The organism is Streptomyces sp. NPDC126499 (assembly GCF_040302485.1).
Taxonomy (GTDB): Bacteria; Actinomycetota; Actinomycetes; order Streptomycetales; family Streptomycetaceae; genus Streptomyces.
The window spans coordinates 129,156-148,909 of sequence record NZ_JBEOUO010000014.1 but is presented as its reverse complement, the minus strand read 5'-3'; the positions used below and the strand labels follow the sequence as shown (position 1 = coordinate 148,909).

The window sequence follows — 19,754 nt, the reverse complement described above, 5'->3', positions numbered from 1 at the left end:
CGGGCGTGCGGTGACACTCCGTGGCTTAGATTCACGGCGTGGATGCCCAGTTGCTCAGAAGCACGTTCGCGGTCGTCGAGAGACGGGCGGAGCACGCCGTCACCTTCTTCTACTCCCATCTCTTCTGGCACAACCCGGGCGTCCGCGAGCTCTTCCCCGAGGACATGGCCCCGCAGCGCGACCGGCTGTTCGCCGCGCTCACGCACGTGGTGACCCGCCTGGAGGACCCGGGGCTCGCCGGGTATCTGGGGCAGCTGGGGCGCGACCACCGCAGGTTCCTGGCCACGCCGGCGCTCTACAGCGCGGTCGGCACCAGCCTGCTGGCCGCGTTCGCGCACACGGCCGGGGCCGCCTGGACGGTCGAGGCGGAGAAGGCGTGGACCGAGGCGTACGGGCTGGTCGCCGACCTCATGAAGGCGGGCGCCCAGGAGTCGGCGCGGGCGGGGCAGCCCGCCTGGTGGGACGCCGACGTCGTACGCCACGAACGGTACGGCGACGACCTCACCCTGCTCACCCTGCGGCCCCGGCAGCCCTACCCGTATCTGCCCGGCCAGTACGCGAGCGTCAGCACGCTCCACGTCCCCCGGGTCTGGCGCACCTACTCCCTCGCCAACGCGCCGCGCCCCGACGGCACCGTCGACCTGCACGTCAGCCGGGTCGCCGGCGGGCTGATGAGCACCGCGCTGACCTCCACCCTCCGGGTGGGCGAGACCCTGCGGCTGAGCAGCCCGGGGGGCGCGCTGACCGCCCGTACCCCGCCCGGCAAACCGCGCACCTACATCGCGGCGGGCACCGGCTGGGCACCGGTGCGCGCGCTCCTCGAAGAGGCTGCGGCGGACGAGCCGGAGCTGGAGGGGCGGCTCTTCCTCGTGGCCCGCGCGAAGGAGTACCTGTACGGGCGGGCCGACGCCGAGCGGCTGAGCGCGCTCATACCCGGGCTGCACGTCACCTGCATCACCGCCGCGCCCTGCCGCCCCCGCGACCAGGCCACCGAGCGGCTGGTCCAGGCGCTGCGGTCCTCCCTCAACTGGCCGGCCCACGACGTCTACCTCGCGGGCCCGCCCGCCTTCCTCACCGAGGTCGCCGAGGAACTGGAGGAGCTCGGCGCCGACCCGGCCCGCGTCTTCCACGACCGCCTGCCGGCCGTGGGCCGGTTCGCCCAGCGCCCCGGCAGCCGCGCGGAATGGCTGATCGAACCGCCCCCACTGCACTGGCACGACCCGGCGGCCCGCGCGCCGCGTGAGCCGTACGCGTGACGTCGCGTACGGGGGCGGGGCGGCGGGGGGCCGAGAGACGCGGGCCGGGAGCTGAGGAAGGCGGGCCGGGGCCGAGGAACGCGGGCCGGGGCCGAGGAACGCGGGCCGGGAGCCGTCAGTCCCGGTCGGCCGGACCGACGCCCTCCGCCGCGCGGATGGCGTCACGGTAGAGCCGGCCCGCCGCCCGCAGGGCCGCCTCCGGGTCGACGCCGGCGGCCTCCGCCCGTACGGCGAGGGCGAGGAGCTCGTAGCCGATGCCGTCGCCGGCGGGCAGCGGCACGTCGAGGCCGGCGGTCCGCACCCGGTTCGCGAGCTTGGCCGCGAGGGCGAGGCCCGGCTGCCCGAGCGGCACCCCGTCGGTCACCGACTCCCGCTGCTTCTCGACGGCCTTGGTGCGCCGCCAGTGCTCCTTGACCTCTTCCGGCGTGGTCGCTGTCGCGTCACCGAAGACGTGAGGATGCCGGTGGATCAGCTTCTCCACGATCGTCCCGGCCACGTCGTCCACCGAGAACGGCTCCTCCTCGTCCTCCTCGGCGATCCGCGCGTGGAAGACCACCTGGAGCAGGACGTCGCCCAGTTCCTCGCGCAGCGCCTCCCGGTCGCCGTCCTCGATGGCCTCGACGAGCTCGTACGCCTCCTCGATGCCGTACTTGGCGAGCCCCTCGTGGGTCTGCCGCGAGGACCAGGGGCACTCGCGGCGGATCCGGTCCATGACCTGGACGAGGTCGAGCAGCCGCGCGCCCGGCAGGTCGTACGAGCCGGGCAGCAGCTCCAGGTCCGGCATGGCGACGCGGCCGGAGCCGGCCATCCGCGCGAGCCCGTCGGTGAGCGCGCGGTCCCCCTCGCCGGCCGGCAGCACCACGATCGTCCGGCCGCCGGCGCAGGCCTCGACCAGCTCCTCGGCGGATGGCCGCAAGAGCTCGACGGCGACCCCCGCCTCCCGCAGGTACGGCAACTGGGGGTGAGCGGCGTCGGGGCACAGCACCCGGTCGGCCGCGCGCAGCGCCTGCCAGGCGGGCCAGGACAGCAGTCCGGGCGCCACCCGGTGGCTGGCGGTGAGCAGGACGATGCGGCCGGGGCCGGGACCGGAGGCGTCAGTGTTCACCCCTCGACCTTACGTCGCGGCCCGAGGGCTCAGGCGACGGCCTCCGGGGCCTTGCTGATCTGCCGTACCCACGGCGCCGTGTACGCGGCGAGCTGGATCTTGTCGTCGTCCCAGGCGCCGTAGCGCGGGTTCACATCGATCCGCAGCTCCTTGGAGGCCCGGCTGAAGGCGTCGGTGAGCTTCTTCTGGCCCTCGGGGCTGTCGGTGACGCCCAGCTTCGCGGCGATCTTGTTCATGAGGACGGCCCGGCGGGCGACGTCGTCGATCTCGTCCGGCGCGACGCCCTGCTGCTGGAGCAGCACGGCCTTCATCTGCTCCTCGCCGCCGCTCTGGCGGGCGAAGTCGCCACGGGTCCGCTGGATCTCACCGCGGCTGGCGGTGACGCCGTTGTCCTTGGCGACCTTCGCGACCACCCGGTCGAAGATCATCCCGTGCAGCTTCTGCCGACTGAGGTCCCCGCTCTCCCTGAGCAGCTGCGCGCCCTGCGGCGAGGCCTTCTGGGCGGCCCGGACGTCCTTCACCTGGGCCTGGAGGCTGGACACCTCGATCCGCTGCCCGCCGACGACGGCCGCCGCGCCCGGGTGGGCGTCACTGCCGCAGGCGGTGAGCAGCGGGGCCGCGGCGAGGAACGCGGCGGCGGAGACGGAGAGCGCAGTGCGGCGGTGCAAAGGAGCCTCCCGGCGTGGGTCGTGCGTCAGTGGAACGACCGTGCGGTGATCGATGTTAGGCAGTCGCCGTGGCGCGGGCCACTACTTGGAAGCGACTGTCTCAGTTGAATCGGTCAACGACTCACGCGTTCGGGTGGTGTCGGGTCCCCGCATGATCGTCCGGGGGCCGTGGCCGAGCCCGTCTCCGCACCGGAGGAGCGTCAGGACGATGGAGCGTTGCGCATCTCCACGAGCTTCTCCGCCTCCGCGAGCCTGCCGCCGATCCGGCCGCCCCGGCTGATCTCCTCGTCGCTCACGGACTCACCCATGGCGAAGATCTCGTGGATCCCCTCGAAGCGGTGCGCGACGAGCATGTCGAGGAACCACCTGACCGCCTGCGACCGGTCCACCGCGACCCCGATCCCGTCCCGGTAGCGCGAGGCCACCGCGAACATCGCATCGGTGTTGCCCGCGTGGGCGGCAGCCTCGTACCAACGGTGGGCGCCGTTCGCGTCTCCGGCCGCGTCGAGTTCGTCGCCGAGCCGGACCGCCGCCTCGTCGACGCCTCCCCGGGCGGCGGATTCCAGGAGGGACAGGGCTTCGTCCCTCACGTCGGGACGTCCCAGCTCGTCGAGAAGGAGAATCGCGAGGTTGTACTGCGCGATGACATCCCCTTCTCCCGCAGCCGCCCGGAACAGCTCCTCGGCCGCGACGACGTCCTTCGCCACACCGGCACCCTCGATCAGGAGGTACCCCAGACTCCGCCGTGCCTCGTTGTTTCCGCCCTCGGCGGCTTTCCGGAACCAGACGGCCGCAGCGGCGGGATCCTCGTCCCACGCCAGCAACACGCCGCCCAGGACGTTCTGACAATCGACATCCCCCGCGCGTGCCGCCACCTCCAGCTCAGCCTTGGCTGCGGGAAGCAGCGCCAGCGCCTCGGCGTTCTCGGCCTGAGCCGCGTGCAGCAGCCATCGGGCCCGCTCGGCGACACCGGACACCGAGGCCAGTTGCAGCATCGCCCCGGCGTCGCCGGCTTCGGCCCTCTCCAACGGATTGCTGTTCACGCTCACTCAGGCCCCCCGACAGCCGCGGTCCGCAGTCATCGCAGCAATGTAGCGCGCCGACTCGGCACGTTCCCTGTCCGCGTGACGTCGGCGGCCCGTCGTGACCCCGCCCTCCGACGGCTCCGCTAGCGCGCGGGCTCCTTGGCGGAGGTCTCGACGTCGGTCGGCTCGTGGGGGTGGTCGGGTCCCAGCATGATCGTCCGGGAGACCAGGAAGGTGACCGGGATCGCTGCCGCCGCCGCGATCAGGGGGGCGTAGCGGGTGTCGGTGCCGAGGAGGTCCACCAGGACGTAGACGCCGGCCGTCGTGATGACGAAGTTGGCCGCGTTGGTGAGGGGGAAGAGGAGGAACTTCCGCCAGGTGGGGCGGGTGCGGTAGGTGACGTACGAGGTGAGGAAGAAGGAGCCGACCATGGACAGCGCGAAGGCGGCGACGTGCGCGGCGATGTACGGCAGCCAGTGGCCGAGGAGCAGGTAGAGGCCGTAGTAGGTGCCGGTGTTGACGGCGCCGACCAGGCCGAAGCGCACCACCTGCCAGGTCACGGCGGTCCGGGTCATCGGCGGACGAGCTCCTCTTGCCTGCTGGTGGTGACGCGTGCGTTGGTCGCCTTCACCAGGTAGTGCGGGCGGCGCTTCACCTCGTAGTAGATGCGGCCGACGTACTCGCCGACCAGGCCGAGCATCACCATCTGGACGCCGGCGAGTGCCGTGACCGTCACCAGCAGGGTGACATAGCCGGGCGTCTCCACGCCGTTCACGAGGGCGACACCGACGATCCAGGCGGCGTACGCGAAAGCGACGGCGACCAGGATCATTCCGAGGTAGACGGCGGCCCGCAGCGGTTTGTTGTTGAAGGAGAGAAGGCCGTCGAGGCCGTAGTTGAGGAGCTTTCCGAAGGTCCATTTCGAACGGCCCTGCTCACGCACCGCATTCTCGTACTCGAAGGTCGTCGACCGGAATCCGACCCAGGCGAAGAGACCCTTGGAGAAGCGGTTGTATTCGGTCAGTTCGAGAATCGAGTCGACCGTGCGGCGGGAAAGGAGCCGGAAGTCGCCGACGCCGTCGACGAGCTCGACGTCCACGAGCCGGTTGATCGCCCAGTAGTAGGCGCGGGCGGTCAGGGTGCGGGTGACCCGGTCGCCGGTGCGGGTGCGGCGGGCGATGACCTGGTCGTATCCCTCGGCGTGCAGGGCCACCATGCGGTGCACGAGCTCCGGCGGGTGCTGGAGGTCGGCGTCCATGATGACGACGGCGTCGCCGGCCGCGTGCCGGAGGCCGGCCAGCATGGCGGCCTCCTTGCCGAAGTTGCGGCTGAAGGAGACATAGCGCGCCCGGGGGTCGTCGGCGGCGATCCCCTCCAGGAGCGGCAGCGTACGGTCACGGCTTCCGTCGTCCACGTAGACGATCTCGAATTCTCCGTCGAAACGGGAGAGTTCTTTCGTCACATGGTCGTGGAAGCGACCGATGATCTCTTCTTCGTTGAAGCACGGGACCACGATCGAGAGCAGCACGCACGCCACGACAGCCGGTGCGGATGTCGCCCCCGGATTTGGTCGGTGACGGTCAGGCGACCATTGCGTGAACTGCCCGGCGGGCCGGTCGATTTCGGTATGGTCGCTGCCATATTCGTTCCACGATGAAGATCCCGAACATGCGTGCAGCCGGCCGGGCGCCGATGCCGCCCGGACCACTGGCGCCGGCGCTCGCCGCGCTGCTGACCGCCGTCGCCGTGTGCGCGGGCGACGCCGTCGCCCGCACCTTCCCGTTCGGCCCGCACCGGCGCAGCGTCAACGACCTGGGCAACCAGTTCCTGCCGTTCCACTCCCGGCTGTGGGACCTGCTGCACGGGCGGGCCGACGGCGGGCTGCTCCTGAACTGGCAGTCCGGCTGGGGCACCAGCTTCCTGCCCGACCTCGGCACCTATCTGACGAGCCCGTTCGCCCCGCTCGTCGCGCTCTTCCCGCGCGCGGACCTCGCGTACGCGCTGTACGCGATCACCGTCCTGAAGATGGCGGCCGCGGCGGCGGCGATGGCCTGCGCGCTGCCGCGGACGCGGCCGGGCGTGTGGTGGGGCGCGGGACTGCTCGGCGCGGCGTACGGGCTGTGCGGCTGGGCCCTCCTGGAGGCCGTCTACAACCCGATGTGGATGGACGGCCTGATCGCCTTCCCGCTGCTGTGCCTGGTAGGCGTGTGGGTACGGGAGGGCCGGCGGCCGCTGCTCGGTCCGCTGGTCGTCGCCGCGTGCTGGCTCGCCAACTTCTACACCGCGTACATGGCGACGCTGGGCGCCGCGCTCGTGCTGCTGGTGTCGGTGCCGCACGGGCGGGACCTGGTCCGGGTCCTGGTCCGGGGCGCGGTGACCGTGCTCCTCGGGATCGGGCTCGCGGCGCCCTTGCTCGTGCCGGTCTTCCTCGGGACGCGGCACGCCCACCCGGGCGTCGTACGGGACTTCGCGGCGGCGAGCGGGCCCGATCTGGCGGCGCGCCTGATGCCCGTCACGTACGGCTTCTCCACCCCGGCGCTGTTCGTGTGCACGGCCGTCCCGGTCCTGGCCGCCTCGCTGCTCTTCCGCCCCGGGCCGCGCCGGACGGAGTGGCGGTGGCCGGCCCTGGCCGTGGCCGTCGCCCTGTCCCTCCAGTGGGGCCCGACGCATCTGGTGTGGCACGTCTTCGCCACGCCCAACGGCAGCCCGTACCGCCAGACCTTCGTCCTCGCCGGCGTCCTCGTCCTCGCCGCGTGGGCGGCCCTCGCCGACGGCCTGCCGGACCGGCGGGCGCTCCTCGGCGGGGCGGGCGTGGTCGGCCTCCTCGGCCTCGGGGCCCTGGGCAGCGGGCAGGCGACGGTGTGGGGCGGGGCGCTGTTCGCGGCGGGTCTCGCGGTCCTCTTCGTACGGCGGGGCCGGCTCGCCGTGCTGCTGCTGGTCGGGGTCCTGGTGGCGCAGGCGGCGGCGACGACCGCGTACGGCGACCGGGAACGGCTGCGCCGCCTCGACGACTACCCCGCGTGGAGCGCCGCCGACGGCCGGCTCGCCGACGCCCTCGCCGAGGCGGACGGCTGGCCCGCGTACCGCACCGACTCCGGCCGTCCGCACACCACCGCCAACGAGCCGATGACGCTGGGCGGCCAGGGCGGCGCCTACTACAGCAGCCTCACGCCCGACGTCCTCACCCGCACCATGGCCGCGCTCGGCGCCGGCTGGACCTCGCGCGGCCGCAACCTCCAGAGCCTGGACAACCCCGTCACCGACGCCCTGTTCGCGGTGGGCGCGCGCCGGCGGGACGGCGCCCTGGTCCGTACGGGCCCGGCGCTGCCGCTGGTGACGGTACGGCCGTCCGGGCCGGGCCCCGCGTACGGCCCCTCTCCGTTCCGCAACCAGGAACTCCTCCTGGGCGCCCGCGTCTACGAGCCGCCGGGCCCGACCGGCGCCTGCCGCGTCGGCACGGAGGCCTTCCTGTGGGCGCCCGACGTCACCGGCACCGCCCGCCTGGGACCCGTGACGGTCCGGCTCCGGGGCGAACTCCCCAGGTGGCGGGCCGCGCTGGTGTCCCTGGGCGTCCAGCGGGTGCCGGGGCTGCGCCCCGAGATCCCCGCGGAGGCCGCGTCGGCCGCCGGGGGCGTCGAGCTCGCCTGCCTGGACCACGGGCGTCTGCGGACCGCCGTGGCCGCGCTCCGGGCGGCGGCCCCGGCCAAGATCCGGGTGACGTCCACGGGCGTCCACGCGCTCCTCCGCCCGGGCACCACCGGCACGCTCGTCCTGTCCGCGCCCCGGATCGCCGGCTGGACCTGCGACGGCCGCCCGGCGTCGTCGTACGGCGGCCTGGTGGCGGCCCCGGTGCGGCCCGGCGCCCGGGAGGTGAGCTGCGCCTTCCGTCCCCCCGGCCTGCGGGCGGGCCTGGCGGCGGGCGGGGCGGCGCTGGTGCTGCTGGCGGTCTGGGTGGGTCTGACGGCCCGGCGCCGTTCCCGCGACGGGGGCGGCGGAGGCGGGGAGGGCGAGGGGGACGTCGGAGGCGACGGGGGCGGTGAGCCTGCCGGGGAGAGGCGTCCCCGTACGCCGGTCGTCGATCCGCCCGCCTCGTCGAGGGTATGACGCGGGTCACATCCCGTCCTGTCACACTCCCCCGGCGCGCTCCGTCGTAGCTGTGTAGCGAACATCGAGCACGGCGGAGGAGCCCCCCATGGAAGCCCGACTCAACCTCTTCGGCAGCCCGACCGGCAACAAGGTCATCAAGCACTTCACCGCCGCGGGCAAGGCCATCGCGGACACGGGTCTGCCGTACGCGACCCAGGAGCTGGTGAAGATCCGCGCGAGCCAGATCAACGGCTGCGGCTTCTGTCTGGACATGCACACCAAGGACGCGGAGGCGGCCGGCGAGACCTCGCTGCGGCTGCACATGGTCGCGGCCTGGCGCGAGACGAAGCTCTTCACCGAGGCCGAGCGCGCCGCCCTCGCGCTGGCCGAGCAGGGCACCCGTATCGCCGACGGGTCCGGTGTCCCGGACGAGGTGTGGGAGGAGGCGGCCAAGCACTACGACGAGGAGCAGCTGGCCGGTCTCGTCGGGCTGATCGCCCTGATCAACGCGTACAACCGCGTGAACGTGATCCTGCAGCAGCCGGCGGGCGAGTACCGGGTGGGCATGTTCGGCTGAGCGCCGAAGCGGGGCGGCATGCGCGAGGGGCCGGTCCCGTCGGACCGGCCCCTCTCCTGCGTACGGCTGCTTACTTCGCCGCGACCTCTTCGAGGCAGAGCACGAACTTGTCCGAGCCCAGCTGCTGCGCGAGGGCCGAGTACTTGTTCTGGTCGCACTTGCCGAGGTCGAAGGTGCCCTCGTGGACGGCGGCGACCTTGAAGAGGGCGGCCTTGCCCGAGTCGCAGCCCTGGGTGTCGACCTTCGGGGCGTCGTCCGGGCCGGTCACGGTGACGCACTCGCCGACCTTGGCGTGGACCGGGGCGTCACCGGTGAGGTGCGGCAGACCGACCTTCACGGCGACGGCGACGATCACCAGCACGACGATGCCGCCGATCTTCTTCAGCAGCCCGCCCTTCTTCTTCTCCGGGGCGGGAGCCTGCTCGGGGGCGCCCGGGGCGGGAGCGGCGAACGGGTCGGACGGCTGAGGCGTGGTCATGAAGGGTTCCTTGGAAGGCGTGGACATGATCAGACGCGCACGTTACACAGCGCGAAACGACCAAATCGGACCTCTACCTTCCGTTTCCGAATCAGATGCGCAGTCGTGACTCTGCCGAGCCGTCAGAAGGCCCCGGGCACCCGCCAGGCGCAGGACCGTCAGGTGTGGGACCGTCAGGCGGGGGACCGTCAGGCGTAAGGCCCTCAGCCGTGCGCGCCGCCCATCTGGCGTCGGCGGTCGAGCGCACGGCGCAGATCGGCGGCCAGCGGGTGGTAGGGCCCGTCGAAGCGCTCCACGTCGTACAGGAGGGCGCCGAGGCCGGAGAGGGCCGCCGTGTGGTCACCGATCGCGAGCTGGAGCAGGCCGATCCGGTGCCGGATATCGAAGGCGCGGGACCGCTGGGCGGGGTCCGTCTCCGCGCCGTGCTCGTGGTACGGCAGGAGCGCGCGGTACTCGGCGAGCGCGGCGGACGGGTCGCCGAGCTGTTCCAGGCACACGGCCGCGTCGTAGCGGAACCGGAGGGTCTGCGGGTCGGCCGGGCCGGCCTCCGCCGCGCGGTCCTCGGCGAGGCGGCGCAGCTCCGGGAGCGCCCGGCGGTACTGGCCGTCGTCCATCAGCGTCGTCGCGTACTGCTTGCGCAGGATGCGGACGACCGGCGAGTGCTCGCCGTGTTCGGCGGCGGCGGCCGGGAGGATGCCGCCGAGGATGTCCACGGCCTGGGTGATGGAGCCCTCGCCGAGCAGCCGCTTCACCTCGTCCACGGCCGCCGCCACGTCCGGCTTCGCCGGAGCCGGCGCCGCGCCCGGGAGCGGGACCGGGACGGGAGGCGTCGCGGCCTGCACCGCGTGGTCGGGCCAGGGGGCGTGCGGGCGGCGGAAGGGGCGGGTCGGATCGAGCGGACCCGACGGCCCCGGCGCGCCGCGCGGCGGCAGGAGCGGCAGCAGGTACTCGTACACCTCTTGCGCGCCCGAGGGCCGGGCCTGCGGGTCCTTGGCGAGCAGGCGCAGGACGAGCGCTTCGAGGGCCTCGGGCACCTCGGGGCGCAGCCGGCGCACCGGAACGGGCGGCTCGTACAGGTGGCGGTGCAGCACGCCGAGCGCGGTCGAGCCGGCGAAGGGGACGTTGCCGCTGAGGAGTTCGTGGAGCAGCACGCCGAGCGCGTACAGGTCCGTGTACGGGCCGACGGCGCCGCCCATGGCCTGCTCGGGCGCCATGTAGGCGGGGCTGCCGATGGGTGAGCCGGTGTGGGTGAGGCGGGTGGTGTCGGTGTCGAGGACGGACGCGACGCCGAGGTCGAGCACGATCACCGTGCCGTCGGGGCGGACCATCACGTTCCGCGGCTTGAGGTCCCGGTGCACGATCGGCACGGCGTGCACGGCGGCGAGCACCGCGCACAGCTGGGCGGCGACGGACACCGCCCACGGCCAGGGGTAGGGGTCGTGCTCGGCGAGGTGGTCGGCGAGGTCGGCGCCCTCCACGTACTGCATGACCAGGTACAGGTCGTCGCCGTCGCTGCCCGCGTCGTGGACGGTGACGAGGCCGGGGTGGCCGACCTGTGCGGTGACCCGGCACTCGCGCACGAAGCGGCGCCGCAGCTCGTCGGCGGCCGTGGCGGGGCCGCTGATGGCGGCGGGGTTGAGCAGCTTGACGGCGACCCGCCGGTCGAGCCGGCCGTCGTACGCCGTCCAGACCTGGCCCATGCCGCCCTGGCCGATCAGGGTGGCCAGCTCGTAACGCCCGCCGACGACCCGGCCGTTCACTTCCCCTCGTCCTTACGGAGCAGCCGGCTCAGCTCGTCGAGCTCCGCGCGGACCTCGTCGATGCGGGGGCCGGTGCCGGGGCCGGCGCCGCCGGCCACCGGGGGCGACGGGGGCGTGTGGAACTGCGGGGGCGTCGTGGGCGGGGCCACGGCGTGCGGCGGGGGCGACGCGAGGGGCTGGGCGGGGGCGACGGGCTGGGCCGGGACGGGGGTCACGGGCGCGGCGGGGGCCACGGGCGGGTAGCCGTAGCCCTGGTGGCGCTGCGGGACCGTCGCCGCGTACGGGTTGTACGGCGGCGGGACCTCGCCCGGCACCGGCGCGCCGGCCGCACGGACGCGGGCGTGGCGGATGTCCGCCACCAGGAAGTACGCGGTGAACGCCACCGCGTTGAGCAGCACCATTCCGACGACCAGGTCGCCCTGGAGGGACGTGTCGTTCTCGTCCTCCGGTATCAGCACGAAGGCCGCGATGACGACGGCCACCGACACCGCGAGCAGGACCCAGTCCACGACCCTGCGAGTCAGCAGGCCGATCCGCAGCGCCGTGACCCAGGTGAGCATGCCGAGGCTGAGGAGCGGCAGCACCGCGAAGAGCACCCGCAGCACGATGACGGACGCCGGAACACCGCGCTGCGGTGGCGCGGGCTGCGGGTAGCCGTGGCCCTGGCCGTACATGGCTGCTCCTGGTCACCTGGACGAGATGGCTCTGCTGTCGGGGACGAGCGTATACACCGCCTCGGACATCGGTCCCGGGGTTCCGGGTTCCGGGATCAGGGGGCCACGGGCCAGGGGGTCAGGGGGCAGGGCGGCAGGGGCCGGAGGCCGGGGCCAGGGGCCAGCGGTCAGGGCGCGACCGAGCCGTCCGCGAGGCCGTCGTACATCCCCTGCACCAGCTGCTCGCCGAGCCGTCCCGCGAGCCGCAGCGCCTCCTCGAACTCGGCGAGGGCCCGGAACCGTTCCCCGTAGCGCCGCTGTTCGCCGAGCGGCAGGCGAGGCAGCTGGAGGCGGCGGACGTCGAGCCGGGTGGCGGTGGAGGCGTACGAGCTGGCCTGGCGGTTGTTGGCGGTGGCGCGCAGGAAGCCGGCCAGGAACCAGGGGTCGAGGGCCGCCGGGTCGGGGCGCAGGAGGTGGACGTTGCGGCCGAGGGCGGCGCCGGCCGTGGTCGCGTCGACGACCCGGGCGACCGAGCCGCCGCCGAGGACCGGGACGACCACGTCGCCGGCGGCGAGCAGCACGGGTTCCTCCGCGGGGCCTTCGGCCGGGGCCTCGGGGAGCGTGCCGGAGGGGGCGTGGCCGGCGAGGACGTCGGTGTCGGTGAGGACGGGGACGGGGGCCGGGGCGCCGGCCGGGGTGGCGCCGGTGCCGCCGGCGCGCAGGGTCAGGGCGCCCGCGCGGGCGAGTTCGCCGACCGTGGTGGCGGGCCAGCGCAGGGATCCGGAGCCGCTGTCGGCGGCGGGCGGCGGGGTCAGTTCGCGGGTGCGGCGCAGGGTCTCGGTGAGCCGCTCGCGGACGCCGGTGAGCTGGGCCGCGCCCTCGGCGGCGGGGGGCGGCGGGAGGTGGCGGGCGGGTGCCAGGTCGACGTCGTCGTCGAGGAGTTCGATGACGGGGACGGCGCGGCTCTCGCCGGGTGTCTCGGTGAGGGTGCCGTCGCGGTCGAAGGGCCGCCAGGCGGCCAGGACGGCGCTCTCGACGGCCGCCCAGTCCAGGCGGTCGCGGCCGCCGGTGGCCGCGCCCGTCGCCGCGCCGCCGGCGGCGGTCTCGTGCGCGGTGTCGACGAGGAGCAGTTCGGCGGCGGGGCGTTCGCCGGGCACGGGCCTGCGCAGCACCCAGAGGTGGAGCGGGATGCCGTACGGGGGCGCGGCGCCGGCGGGCAGGGCGACGACGGCCCGCAGGGCGCCGCGGCGCAGCAGGTCGGCGCGGATGCGGCGGCCGGAGCGGCGGGAGGCGGCGGCGGGCGGCATGAGGAGGACGGCGGTGCCGCCGGGGCGCAGCCGGGCCAGGGCGTGCTGGACCCAGGCCAGCTCGGACTCCGTACGGGCCGGGAAGCCGTACTCCCAGCGGGCGTCGTAGGCCAGTTCGTCGTGGCCCCAGTTGCGCTCGTTGAACGGCGGGTGGCACAGCACGGCGTCGGCGGCGAGGGCCGGGAAGGCGTCGGCGCGCAGGGTGTCGCCGGACAGGACGCGGACGTCCACGGCGGTGTCGGTGGCGAGCGCGAGGCGCAGCGCGGTCAGCGCGGCCAGGTCGGGGTCGGCGTCCTGGCCGTAGAGGGCGGTGGGGGCCGGGGTGGTGCCGCCGGGGGCGGGCGCGGCAGCGGTGGCGGTGGCGGTGGAGCCGGGCGCGGTGGCGGTGGAGCCGGGCGCGGTGGCGGTGGCGGTGAGGAGGGCGCCGGTGCCGCAGGCGGGGTCGAGGACGGTGGACGCCGGGCCGGCGAGCGCCGCCATGAGGGCGGCGGGGCCGGGCGGAGTGAGCGTGTACTGGCGGGGGTTGGCGTCCAGATGGCGGCCGAGGAGGAAGTCGAAGACCTCGCGCGGGGCCGTCCCGGCCGCCATGTCGGCCACCCCGCGCAGGAGCGGGACGGACGGGGCGAGGGCGCGGGCCGTGGGGGTGTGGACGCTCCGCTCGGCGCCGAAGCGCTCGGTCAGCGTCTCCTCCAGGGGTACGGGAAGCAGCTCCGCGAGCCGCTCGTCGGGTGCCGCGGCGAGGGTGGGCCAGGCCGCCGCCCGGTCCCGTACGAGGAGGAGGGCGCAGCCCGCGTGGACGAGGGCCGTGACGGCGCCGGCGGGGTGTCCGGCGATCTGCTGCCAGACGCGCTCGCCGAGCGGGACCTCGGCCAGCTTGCCCTGGGCGCGCAACCAGGCCTCGACGTCGGCGAGGGCGAAGGAGGGGCTGGTCTCGGTGCCGCCGACCGGTTTGGGGAAGTCGGCGTGGCGTCGGCGCCAGTTGCTCACGGCGGCCCTGCCGACTCCCGCGAGGCGGGCGATGCCCGCGGCGGTCACCTCAGCTGCGCTCTCCGGCACGTGCCGCTCCTCTCGTCCCGCCTGACGTGTGACGCCGATCTTACTGACGAACGCCCGCCACACCACTTCACAGCGTGAGCCGATCCATTTCCTGTGAACCGTGTTGACTCGGTTCACAGGCTCTGCTGTTATTGATCCATCGCGCCAGTCATCTTCACTGTCCGGGAGGACACACTCATGTCGCACGACACGCAGCTCCCGCACGCCCCGGCTCCGACCGCCCTGCGCAACGGACTCGGCACCGCCGCTCTGATCCTCGGCATCATCGGCACGCTCTCCGGCCTGATCCCGCTGCTCTTCTGGCTGGCGGGCATCCTCGGCCTGATCGCGCTGATCCTGGGCCTGGCCGGCAAGGGCCGCGTCAAGCGCGGCGAGGCCGGCAACAAGGGAGTCGCCCTGACCGGCGCGATCCTGGGCCTCGCGGCCCTGGTGCTCTCGGTGGTCGGCGCGGTCATCACGTTCACGGCCGTCAGCGACGCCGTGGAGGAGATCGACAAGACCATCCAGGACGCCGCCCCGAAGGACCCGGGCGGCAAGGCCGGTGCCGGCAAGGCGCTCGCCGCGGGCGAGACGACCTCGTACGACGACGGTCTGAAGGTCACGGTCTCCGCCGCGAAGCCCTACACCCCGGGCGAGTCCGCGGTGGGCCACACCGAGGGCAACAAGGCGTACCAGGTCACCATCACCCTCGAGAACACCGGCAAGAAGGCCTTCGACGCCGCGCTCGCCCTGCCGGAGGTCCGTGCGGGCAAGGACGGCGTCACGGCCGAGCAGATCATCGACGACAAGGTCTCCGCCGGCTTCCAGGGCTCGGTCCTGCCCGGCAAGAAGGCCACCGCGACCTTCGCCTTCGACGCCCCCGCCGACGCCAGGAACCTCACGGTCGAGCTGGCCCCCGGCCTGGACCACAAGGCCACCCAGTGGGAGCTGAAGGTCGGCTGACCTACCCGCCCCTTCCGGCCCCTTCCCCCGCTCCCCCTGCTTCCCCGTACCACCCCATCCCCCTCGGAGAACCACCATGCCTGCCACCGTCCGCCCCCGCCGCGCCGCCCTCGCCGCCGCCCTCTGCTCCGCCGTCGCGCTCGGCGCGACCGCCTGCGGCCCCTTCTCCGGCGGCGACGCGAAGGCCACCGGACCCTTCGGCGACCTGACCGGGCCCCGGATCGTCGACAAGGCGGTGGCCGAGACAAAGACCGCCACGTCGCTGACCATGGACATCTCCCTCAAGACCACCGAGGGCCCGCTGAAGGCGTACGTGTCGACCGACCTGGCGGGGAAGTGCGCCGGGACCATGACCGTCGGCACGGCGGGCACGGCCGAACTGCTCCGGCCCGCCGACAAGGCCGTCTACCTCCGCTTCGACGAGGCCTTCCTGAAGGAGCAGGCCGAGGGAGAGCCGGAGGAGGTCCAGAAGGCCCTGCTCAAGGAGCTCAAGGGCCGCTGGGTGAAGACCGACGCCGAGGATCCGGACGCCAAGGACATGCTCGAACTCTGCGACCTCAAGGCGCTCCTCGCCGACTTCGAGCAGACCACCGCCGGCACGGTCCGGGGCGAGGAGACCACGGTCGGCGGGCGCGAGGCGCTGACGCTGACGCAGGACCTCAAGGGCGAGAAGACCACGTTCTACGTGGCCACCGAGGGCAGGCCGCACCTGCTGAAGGTGGTGACGACCGGCGGCGAGGAGCCGGGCACGATCACGTTCTCGGACTACGACAAGCCGGTGGCGGCGCAGACGCCGCCGAAGAAGGACGTCGTGGACGAGAAGAGCCTCGGCTGACGGTCCGCCGGGTACGCGCGGACCGCATGAGACGTGAAAGCGGACCGCGTGAGACGTGAAAGGCGTGAAGGCCTCCGGAGGGGGGTGGCCTTCACGCCTTTCGCACGTGGTTCGGCGAGGGGAGCCGGGGGCGGGTCACAGGCGGTGGCGGACCCAGACGTTCGGCTCGACGTACACCGCGTAGCCCCGGGACGCCTCGCAGTGCACCGGCACCAGGGCGCCCTCGACGTCGACCGGGCCGTCGGTGTCGAAGGGCAGGCCCGTCCAGCGCCGCCACTGCTCCACGGAGCCGCCGATCGTCATCGACGCCGGGGCGACCTTCTCCACGGTGCCGCCCGCGCGGACGTGGACGCGCAGCCACGGGTCGTGCGGCAGACCGTCGGACGCGCGGGTGCGGAAGGCGTACTCGTGCATGGAGGACGCGGCCTCCAGGTGCTTGCCGTTGGGCCGCACCGGGGCGACGACGTCGGAGAAGCCGAGCCGGCGGGCGTTGTCGCGCATGGCCGCCAGCATGCGGTGCGAGACGCCCTGCCCGAGCGCGCTCGTGTCCACGGTGATCTCGATCGCGCTGACGGTGTCGGGCGTGCGGCCGTGCCGCAGGTCGGAGAACGCCCAGAGCAGGACCTGGTCCCAGCCGGTGTCGGGCAGTTCGCCGCGCCCGTCCGCCTGGAGCTGGAAGGGCACGCTGAACCCCCGCGCCACGAACGGCCCGTCGACCCCGTCGGTGGCCACGAGGACGTACTCGGGGAAGTCGGTCACGATCTTCCCCATGTGGGACCAGCCGACCGGGTCGTACATCATGAACTCGGGCCAGAGGTGCTTCATGCCCCACATGGCGCCCTGGAGTTCGGGGCGTTCGGCGAGCGTCGTGATGTGCAGGTCCATGGGCGGGAGGCTAACCGCGGCCCGGGAAGCGAGAGAAACGATTTTTCGCCGCCGCGCGCCTACGGAAGCCGCTGGTCCGGGCAGCTCCCGAGCACCCTCTTCATCGCGTCCCGCTCGGCGCCGGTCACCCAGACCCCGTACTTCTTCTTCACCGCGACCTGCCGGGCCACGTACGCGCAGCGGTACGCCCGGTTCGGCGGCAGCCAGGTCGCCGCGTCACCGTCGGACTTGCGGCGGTTGGCCGCCGCGTCCACGGCGAGCAGGTTGAGCGGGTCGTTGGCGAACCGCAGCCGCGTGCCGGCGTCCCACTTCTGCGCGCCCTTCTGCCAGGCGTCGGACAGCGCGACGACGTGGTCGATGTCCACCTTGCTGCGGCCGCGGACGTAGTCGACGGACCCGCCGGTGTACGGGTCGTCGGCCAGGGTGCCGGAGGCCACCTTGCAGTGACCGCCGTCCTTGAACCGGACGCCGGTCAGATCGCGCCGGAGTATGTCGTCCCGCGTGCCGCAGCCGTTGCGGTCGACGTCCGTCCAGGCGCGCCCGAACTTCTCCCGGTCGTAACCGGTCTTCGGCGCCCTGCCCTTCACCGTCAGCGCGTCCACGGCGGCGAGGGCGGTTCCGGCGTCTCCCTTGGCGGAGGGGGCGTCGGCGCCGGGCGAACAGGCGGCGCCGGCGAGCAGGACGAGGAGGGCGAAGGCCGGGGCGGTGAGGGACTTCTGATGCGTCGGCACCCCACGATCCTAGGGCGGGGCCTGCGGATCCCTGATGTCGGATGTTGGATATTGGATATTGGATCCGGGGTATCGGGGTATCGGATGCGGGGTATCGGATGCGGGATATCGGATGTTGGATATCGGATGTTGGATATCGGATCCAATATCCGAACGCCCACTCCCGCTCCCCGCCGCCATCAGATCCTGGATATCGGATCCGATATCAGATCTTCCCGATCCCCAGCGTGTTCTCGGGTGGCAGCAGTCCGGATCCGATGGCCGCCAGCCACGGCCCGCCCAGCAGCTCCGCCAGCCGCCCCGTCGCCTCCGGCCCCAGCGCGGCCCACGGGGCGGCGGCGAGTTCGTCCGTGCGGCGTTCGACCTCGGCGCGCAGGGCGTGTCCGGCGGCGGTGGCGGTGCCGTCGGGGTGGAGCAGGCCGCGGGCGGCGAGCCGGTCGCGGGCGGCGTTCCACTGCGCGTCGCTCCAGCCGCGGCCGGCGAAGCTCTCCTCGGCGGCGGCGCCGATCGCCGCGAAGGAGACGAGGGACTCGACGGGGTCGAGTCCGGCCGCCATCAGGGCGACGAGGTGGCCGTCGCCGCGGTGTTCGCGCAGGAGGGTGGCGGCCTGCCAGAGGGCGAGGTGAGGGACGTCGGACCAGGGGAGTTCGGCGTGCGCGGCGGCCAGGGGGCGCCCGGCGGTGCCGGCCGCCTCGGCGGCGCGGCGGGCCAGGGCGGCGGCCTCGGCGAGGGTGGGGCTCGCGAGGACGTCGGCGCCGAGGTGCGCCCGGTAGGTCCGGTCGACGGCGCGGAGCCGGGCGGCGAGGACGTCGGCGGGTGCGGCGGCCTCCCAGGCGGCGGGGACGTACCGGGCGACCTTGTCCGGACTGAAGGAGTAGAAGGCGGAGGCCACCCGTTCGGCGCCGACGGGGCCGAGGGCGGCGGCGCGCCAGGCGAAGTAGGAGGGCCAGCGCTCCTCGACGTCGTAGCCGAGGGCGGCGGCCTCCTCGAAGGCCTCGGGGGCGTAGTAGTGCAGGGCGTGCAGCGGTTCGAGCAGGTGCCACATCTGGCGCACCCGGCCGGGCTCGACGGCGCTGCCGGCGCCGGAGCCGTACGTGGTCTCCTCGGTCATGACGTCCACGTCCTCCCTCGCATCCTCATCTTGTCACTGCCTAGATTCCTCCCACCCCCGCAACTTGTCAATGACTAGATCCGGCGTACGCTGCTGCCATGACCAGTCGGCGCACCTACCACCACGGCGACCTGCGGCAGTCCGTCCTCACCGCCGCCCTCGACGTCCTCGCCACCGACGGCCCCGGCGCGCTCAGCCTGCGCGACCTCGCACGCCGCGCGGGCGTCTCGCACGCCGCCCCCGCGCACCACTTCAAGGACCGCACCGGGCTGCTCACCGCGATCGCCGCCGAGGGCTACGACCTGCTCGCCGACGCCCTCGCCGAAGCCCCTGACCTGCGGGAACGCGGGGTGCGGTACGTACGGTTCGCCGCCGCCCACCCCGCGCACTTCCAGGTGATGTTCCAGCCCGACCTGTACCGCGCCGACGACCCCGCGCTGCTCGCCGCCAAGGAGCGGGCCGGGGAACGGCTCCGGGCCGGCATCGCGGAACTGCCTCCGGTGCACGGCGCCCCGGACGCCCGGCTCGCGGGCGTGGCCGCCTGGTCCCTCGCCCACGGCTTCGCGACGCTGCTGCTGAGCCACAACCTCACCGCGCCGCTGGCGGGCCGCGACCCGGAGGAGACCTTCCGTACCCTCACCGGCCTGCTCTTCACGGCGGGCACCGCCCCCGCGACGACCGCCCTCGAGACGGCCGCCCCCGCGCCGCCCGCCGGGGAGCCGACCGGGGAGCCGATCGTCCCGGGCGACGAACCGGTCATCCCCATCGAGGAGCCCGCCCCCTCCCCCAGCGCCCCGACCGGAGGGACGTCATGACCCACCCGACCTGGGATCCCGCCGGGCCCGGCGTGCTCGCCCTGCCCTCCGGCCGGCTGGTGCGCGGGCGCGGCCTGCGCCACCCGCTTCCCCCGGGCCCCGAACCGGACTTCGCCGTCCACCTCCTCGGCAAGGAGCCCCCCGAGGTCCCCTGGGAGACGGTCTGGGTCCGGTGGCCGGACTTCTGGCTGCCGCACAGCCACGGCCTCGCGCGCACCGCCCTCGGCGAGGCCTGGGACCGGGCCGCCGCCGAACGGGTCGAACTCGCCTGCCTGGGCGGGCGGGGACGTACCGGAACCGCCCTGGCCTGCCTCGCCGTCCTCGACGGGGTCCCGCCGGACGAGGCCGTCGCGTACGTCCGCGAGCACTACGACAAGCGCGCCGTGGAGACGCCCTGGCAGCGCCGTTACGTCCGCCGCTTCCCGGCCGCGCGACCGGACGGCCAACTCCCCGGGGAATAACCG

The 19,754-nt window shown here is 73.9% G+C and carries 18 protein-coding genes and 1 pseudogene; 7 read left to right on the top strand and 12 right to left on the bottom strand.

Annotated elements, in window-relative coordinates; genetic code table 11:
- The first annotated feature begins 50 nt into the window (after positions 1 to 50).
- Positions 51 to 1,256: a globin domain-containing protein gene (locus tag ABTZ91_RS21965; RefSeq protein WP_352078874.1), complete on the top strand. Its 1,206-nt coding sequence runs from the start codon at positions 51 to 53 to the stop codon at positions 1,254 to 1,256.
- Between the two features lie 115 nt (positions 1,257 to 1,371).
- Here ABTZ91_RS21965 and ABTZ91_RS21960 read toward each other — a convergent pair whose 3' ends face one another.
- The 5 genes from ABTZ91_RS21960 to ABTZ91_RS21940 all read right to left on the bottom strand — a co-directional run bounded on the left by ABTZ91_RS21960 (position 1,372) and on the right by ABTZ91_RS21940 (position 5,582).
- Complete coding sequence (locus ABTZ91_RS21960) at positions 1,372 to 2,361, bottom strand: nucleoside triphosphate pyrophosphohydrolase (protein WP_352078873.1); 990 nt, start codon at positions 2,359 to 2,361, stop codon at positions 1,372 to 1,374.
- Positions 2,362 to 2,390: 29 nt separating this feature from the next.
- Positions 2,391 to 3,029 (bottom strand): SurA N-terminal domain-containing protein, encoded by a 639-nt coding sequence (locus tag ABTZ91_RS21955; RefSeq protein WP_352078872.1) that lies wholly within the window; start codon positions 3,027 to 3,029, stop codon positions 2,391 to 2,393.
- Between the two features lie 200 nt (positions 3,030 to 3,229).
- Positions 3,230 to 4,072, bottom strand: coding sequence for a tetratricopeptide repeat protein (locus ABTZ91_RS21950; RefSeq protein WP_352078871.1), 843 nt, complete (start codon positions 4,070 to 4,072; stop codon positions 3,230 to 3,232).
- 125 nt (positions 4,073 to 4,197) lie between these two features.
- The gene (locus tag ABTZ91_RS21945; RefSeq protein WP_352078870.1) at positions 4,198 to 4,629 is read right to left on the bottom strand and encodes a GtrA family protein; all 432 of its coding nucleotides are present in this window, start codon (positions 4,627 to 4,629) and stop codon (positions 4,198 to 4,200) included.
- Entirely contained in the window at positions 4,626 to 5,582 is a 957-nt protein-coding gene (locus ABTZ91_RS21940) for a glycosyltransferase family 2 protein (RefSeq protein ID WP_352078869.1), read from the bottom strand. Before ABTZ91_RS21940 ends, ABTZ91_RS21945 begins: the two co-directional genes overlap by 4 nt.
- Positions 5,583 to 5,722: 140 nt before the next feature.
- On the opposite strand from ABTZ91_RS21940, the gene ABTZ91_RS21935 reads away from it, so the two are divergent.
- Positions 5,723 to 8,158: a YfhO family protein gene (locus ABTZ91_RS21935; RefSeq protein ID WP_352078868.1), complete on the top strand. Its 2,436-nt coding sequence runs from the start codon at positions 5,723 to 5,725 to the stop codon at positions 8,156 to 8,158.
- Positions 8,159 to 8,246: 88 nt separating this feature from the next.
- Positions 8,247 to 8,717: a carboxymuconolactone decarboxylase family protein gene (locus tag ABTZ91_RS21930; RefSeq protein WP_352078867.1), complete on the top strand. Its 471-nt coding sequence runs from the start codon at positions 8,247 to 8,249 to the stop codon at positions 8,715 to 8,717.
- A 70-nt stretch (positions 8,718 to 8,787) separates the two neighbouring features.
- Here the strand turns inward: ABTZ91_RS21930 and ABTZ91_RS21925 are convergent, their stop codons facing one another.
- From ABTZ91_RS21925 to ABTZ91_RS21910, 4 genes are all read right to left on the bottom strand, one after another.
- Positions 8,788 to 9,195, bottom strand: coding sequence for a hypothetical protein (locus tag ABTZ91_RS21925; RefSeq protein ID WP_352078866.1), 408 nt, complete (start codon positions 9,193 to 9,195; stop codon positions 8,788 to 8,790).
- A gap of 203 nt (positions 9,196 to 9,398) precedes the next feature.
- On the bottom strand, positions 9,399 to 10,955 hold the full coding sequence (locus ABTZ91_RS21920) for a serine/threonine-protein kinase (RefSeq protein WP_352078865.1): 1,557 nt from the start codon (positions 10,953 to 10,955) through the stop codon (positions 9,399 to 9,401).
- Entirely contained in the window at positions 10,952 to 11,629 is a 678-nt protein-coding gene (locus ABTZ91_RS21915) for a hypothetical protein (protein ID WP_352078864.1), read from the bottom strand. The genes ABTZ91_RS21920 and ABTZ91_RS21915 overlap by 4 nt, the downstream gene beginning before the upstream one ends.
- 167 nt (positions 11,630 to 11,796) lie before the next feature.
- Positions 11,797 to 13,971 (bottom strand): N-6 DNA methylase, encoded by a 2,175-nt coding sequence (locus ABTZ91_RS21910; protein ID WP_352078863.1) that lies wholly within the window; start codon positions 13,969 to 13,971, stop codon positions 11,797 to 11,799.
- A gap of 177 nt (positions 13,972 to 14,148) precedes the next feature.
- On the opposite strand from ABTZ91_RS21910, the gene ABTZ91_RS21905 reads away from it, so the two are divergent.
- Together ABTZ91_RS21905 and ABTZ91_RS21900 are read left to right on the top strand one after the other, a co-directional pair.
- Positions 14,149 to 14,913 (top strand): DUF4352 domain-containing protein, encoded by a 765-nt coding sequence (locus tag ABTZ91_RS21905; RefSeq protein ID WP_352078862.1) that lies wholly within the window; start codon positions 14,149 to 14,151, stop codon positions 14,911 to 14,913.
- Positions 14,914 to 14,989: 76 nt separating this feature from the next.
- Complete coding sequence (locus tag ABTZ91_RS21900; RefSeq protein ID WP_352078861.1) at positions 14,990 to 15,748, top strand: hypothetical protein; 759 nt, start codon at positions 14,990 to 14,992, stop codon at positions 15,746 to 15,748.
- Positions 15,749 to 15,883: 135 nt separating this feature from the next.
- Here the strand turns inward: ABTZ91_RS21900 and ABTZ91_RS21895 are convergent, their stop codons facing one another.
- From ABTZ91_RS21895 to ABTZ91_RS21885, 3 genes are all read right to left on the bottom strand, one after another.
- The gene (locus ABTZ91_RS21895; RefSeq protein WP_352078860.1) at positions 15,884 to 16,633 is read right to left on the bottom strand and encodes an N-acetyltransferase; all 750 of its coding nucleotides are present in this window, start codon (positions 16,631 to 16,633) and stop codon (positions 15,884 to 15,886) included.
- A gap of 59 nt (positions 16,634 to 16,692) precedes the next feature.
- Positions 16,693 to 17,364 (bottom strand): HNH endonuclease family protein, encoded by a 672-nt coding sequence (locus tag ABTZ91_RS21890; protein ID WP_352078859.1) that lies wholly within the window; start codon positions 17,362 to 17,364, stop codon positions 16,693 to 16,695.
- 205 nt (positions 17,365 to 17,569) lie between these two features.
- Entirely contained in the window at positions 17,570 to 18,475 is a 906-nt protein-coding gene (locus ABTZ91_RS21885; protein WP_352078858.1) for an SCO6745 family protein, read from the bottom strand.
- 98 nt (positions 18,476 to 18,573) lie between these two features.
- Here ABTZ91_RS21885 and ABTZ91_RS21880 point away from each other — a divergent pair.
- Both ABTZ91_RS21880 and ABTZ91_RS21875 read left to right on the top strand, forming a co-directional pair.
- Positions 18,574 to 19,131 (top strand): annotated as a pseudogene (locus ABTZ91_RS21880) (TetR/AcrR family transcriptional regulator); the annotation flags it as partial.
- A 155-nt stretch (positions 19,132 to 19,286) separates the two neighbouring features.
- Positions 19,287 to 19,751: a protein phosphatase gene (locus tag ABTZ91_RS21875; RefSeq protein WP_352078857.1), complete on the top strand. Its 465-nt coding sequence runs from the start codon at positions 19,287 to 19,289 to the stop codon at positions 19,749 to 19,751.
- The last annotated feature ends 3 nt before the right edge of the window (positions 19,752 to 19,754 follow it).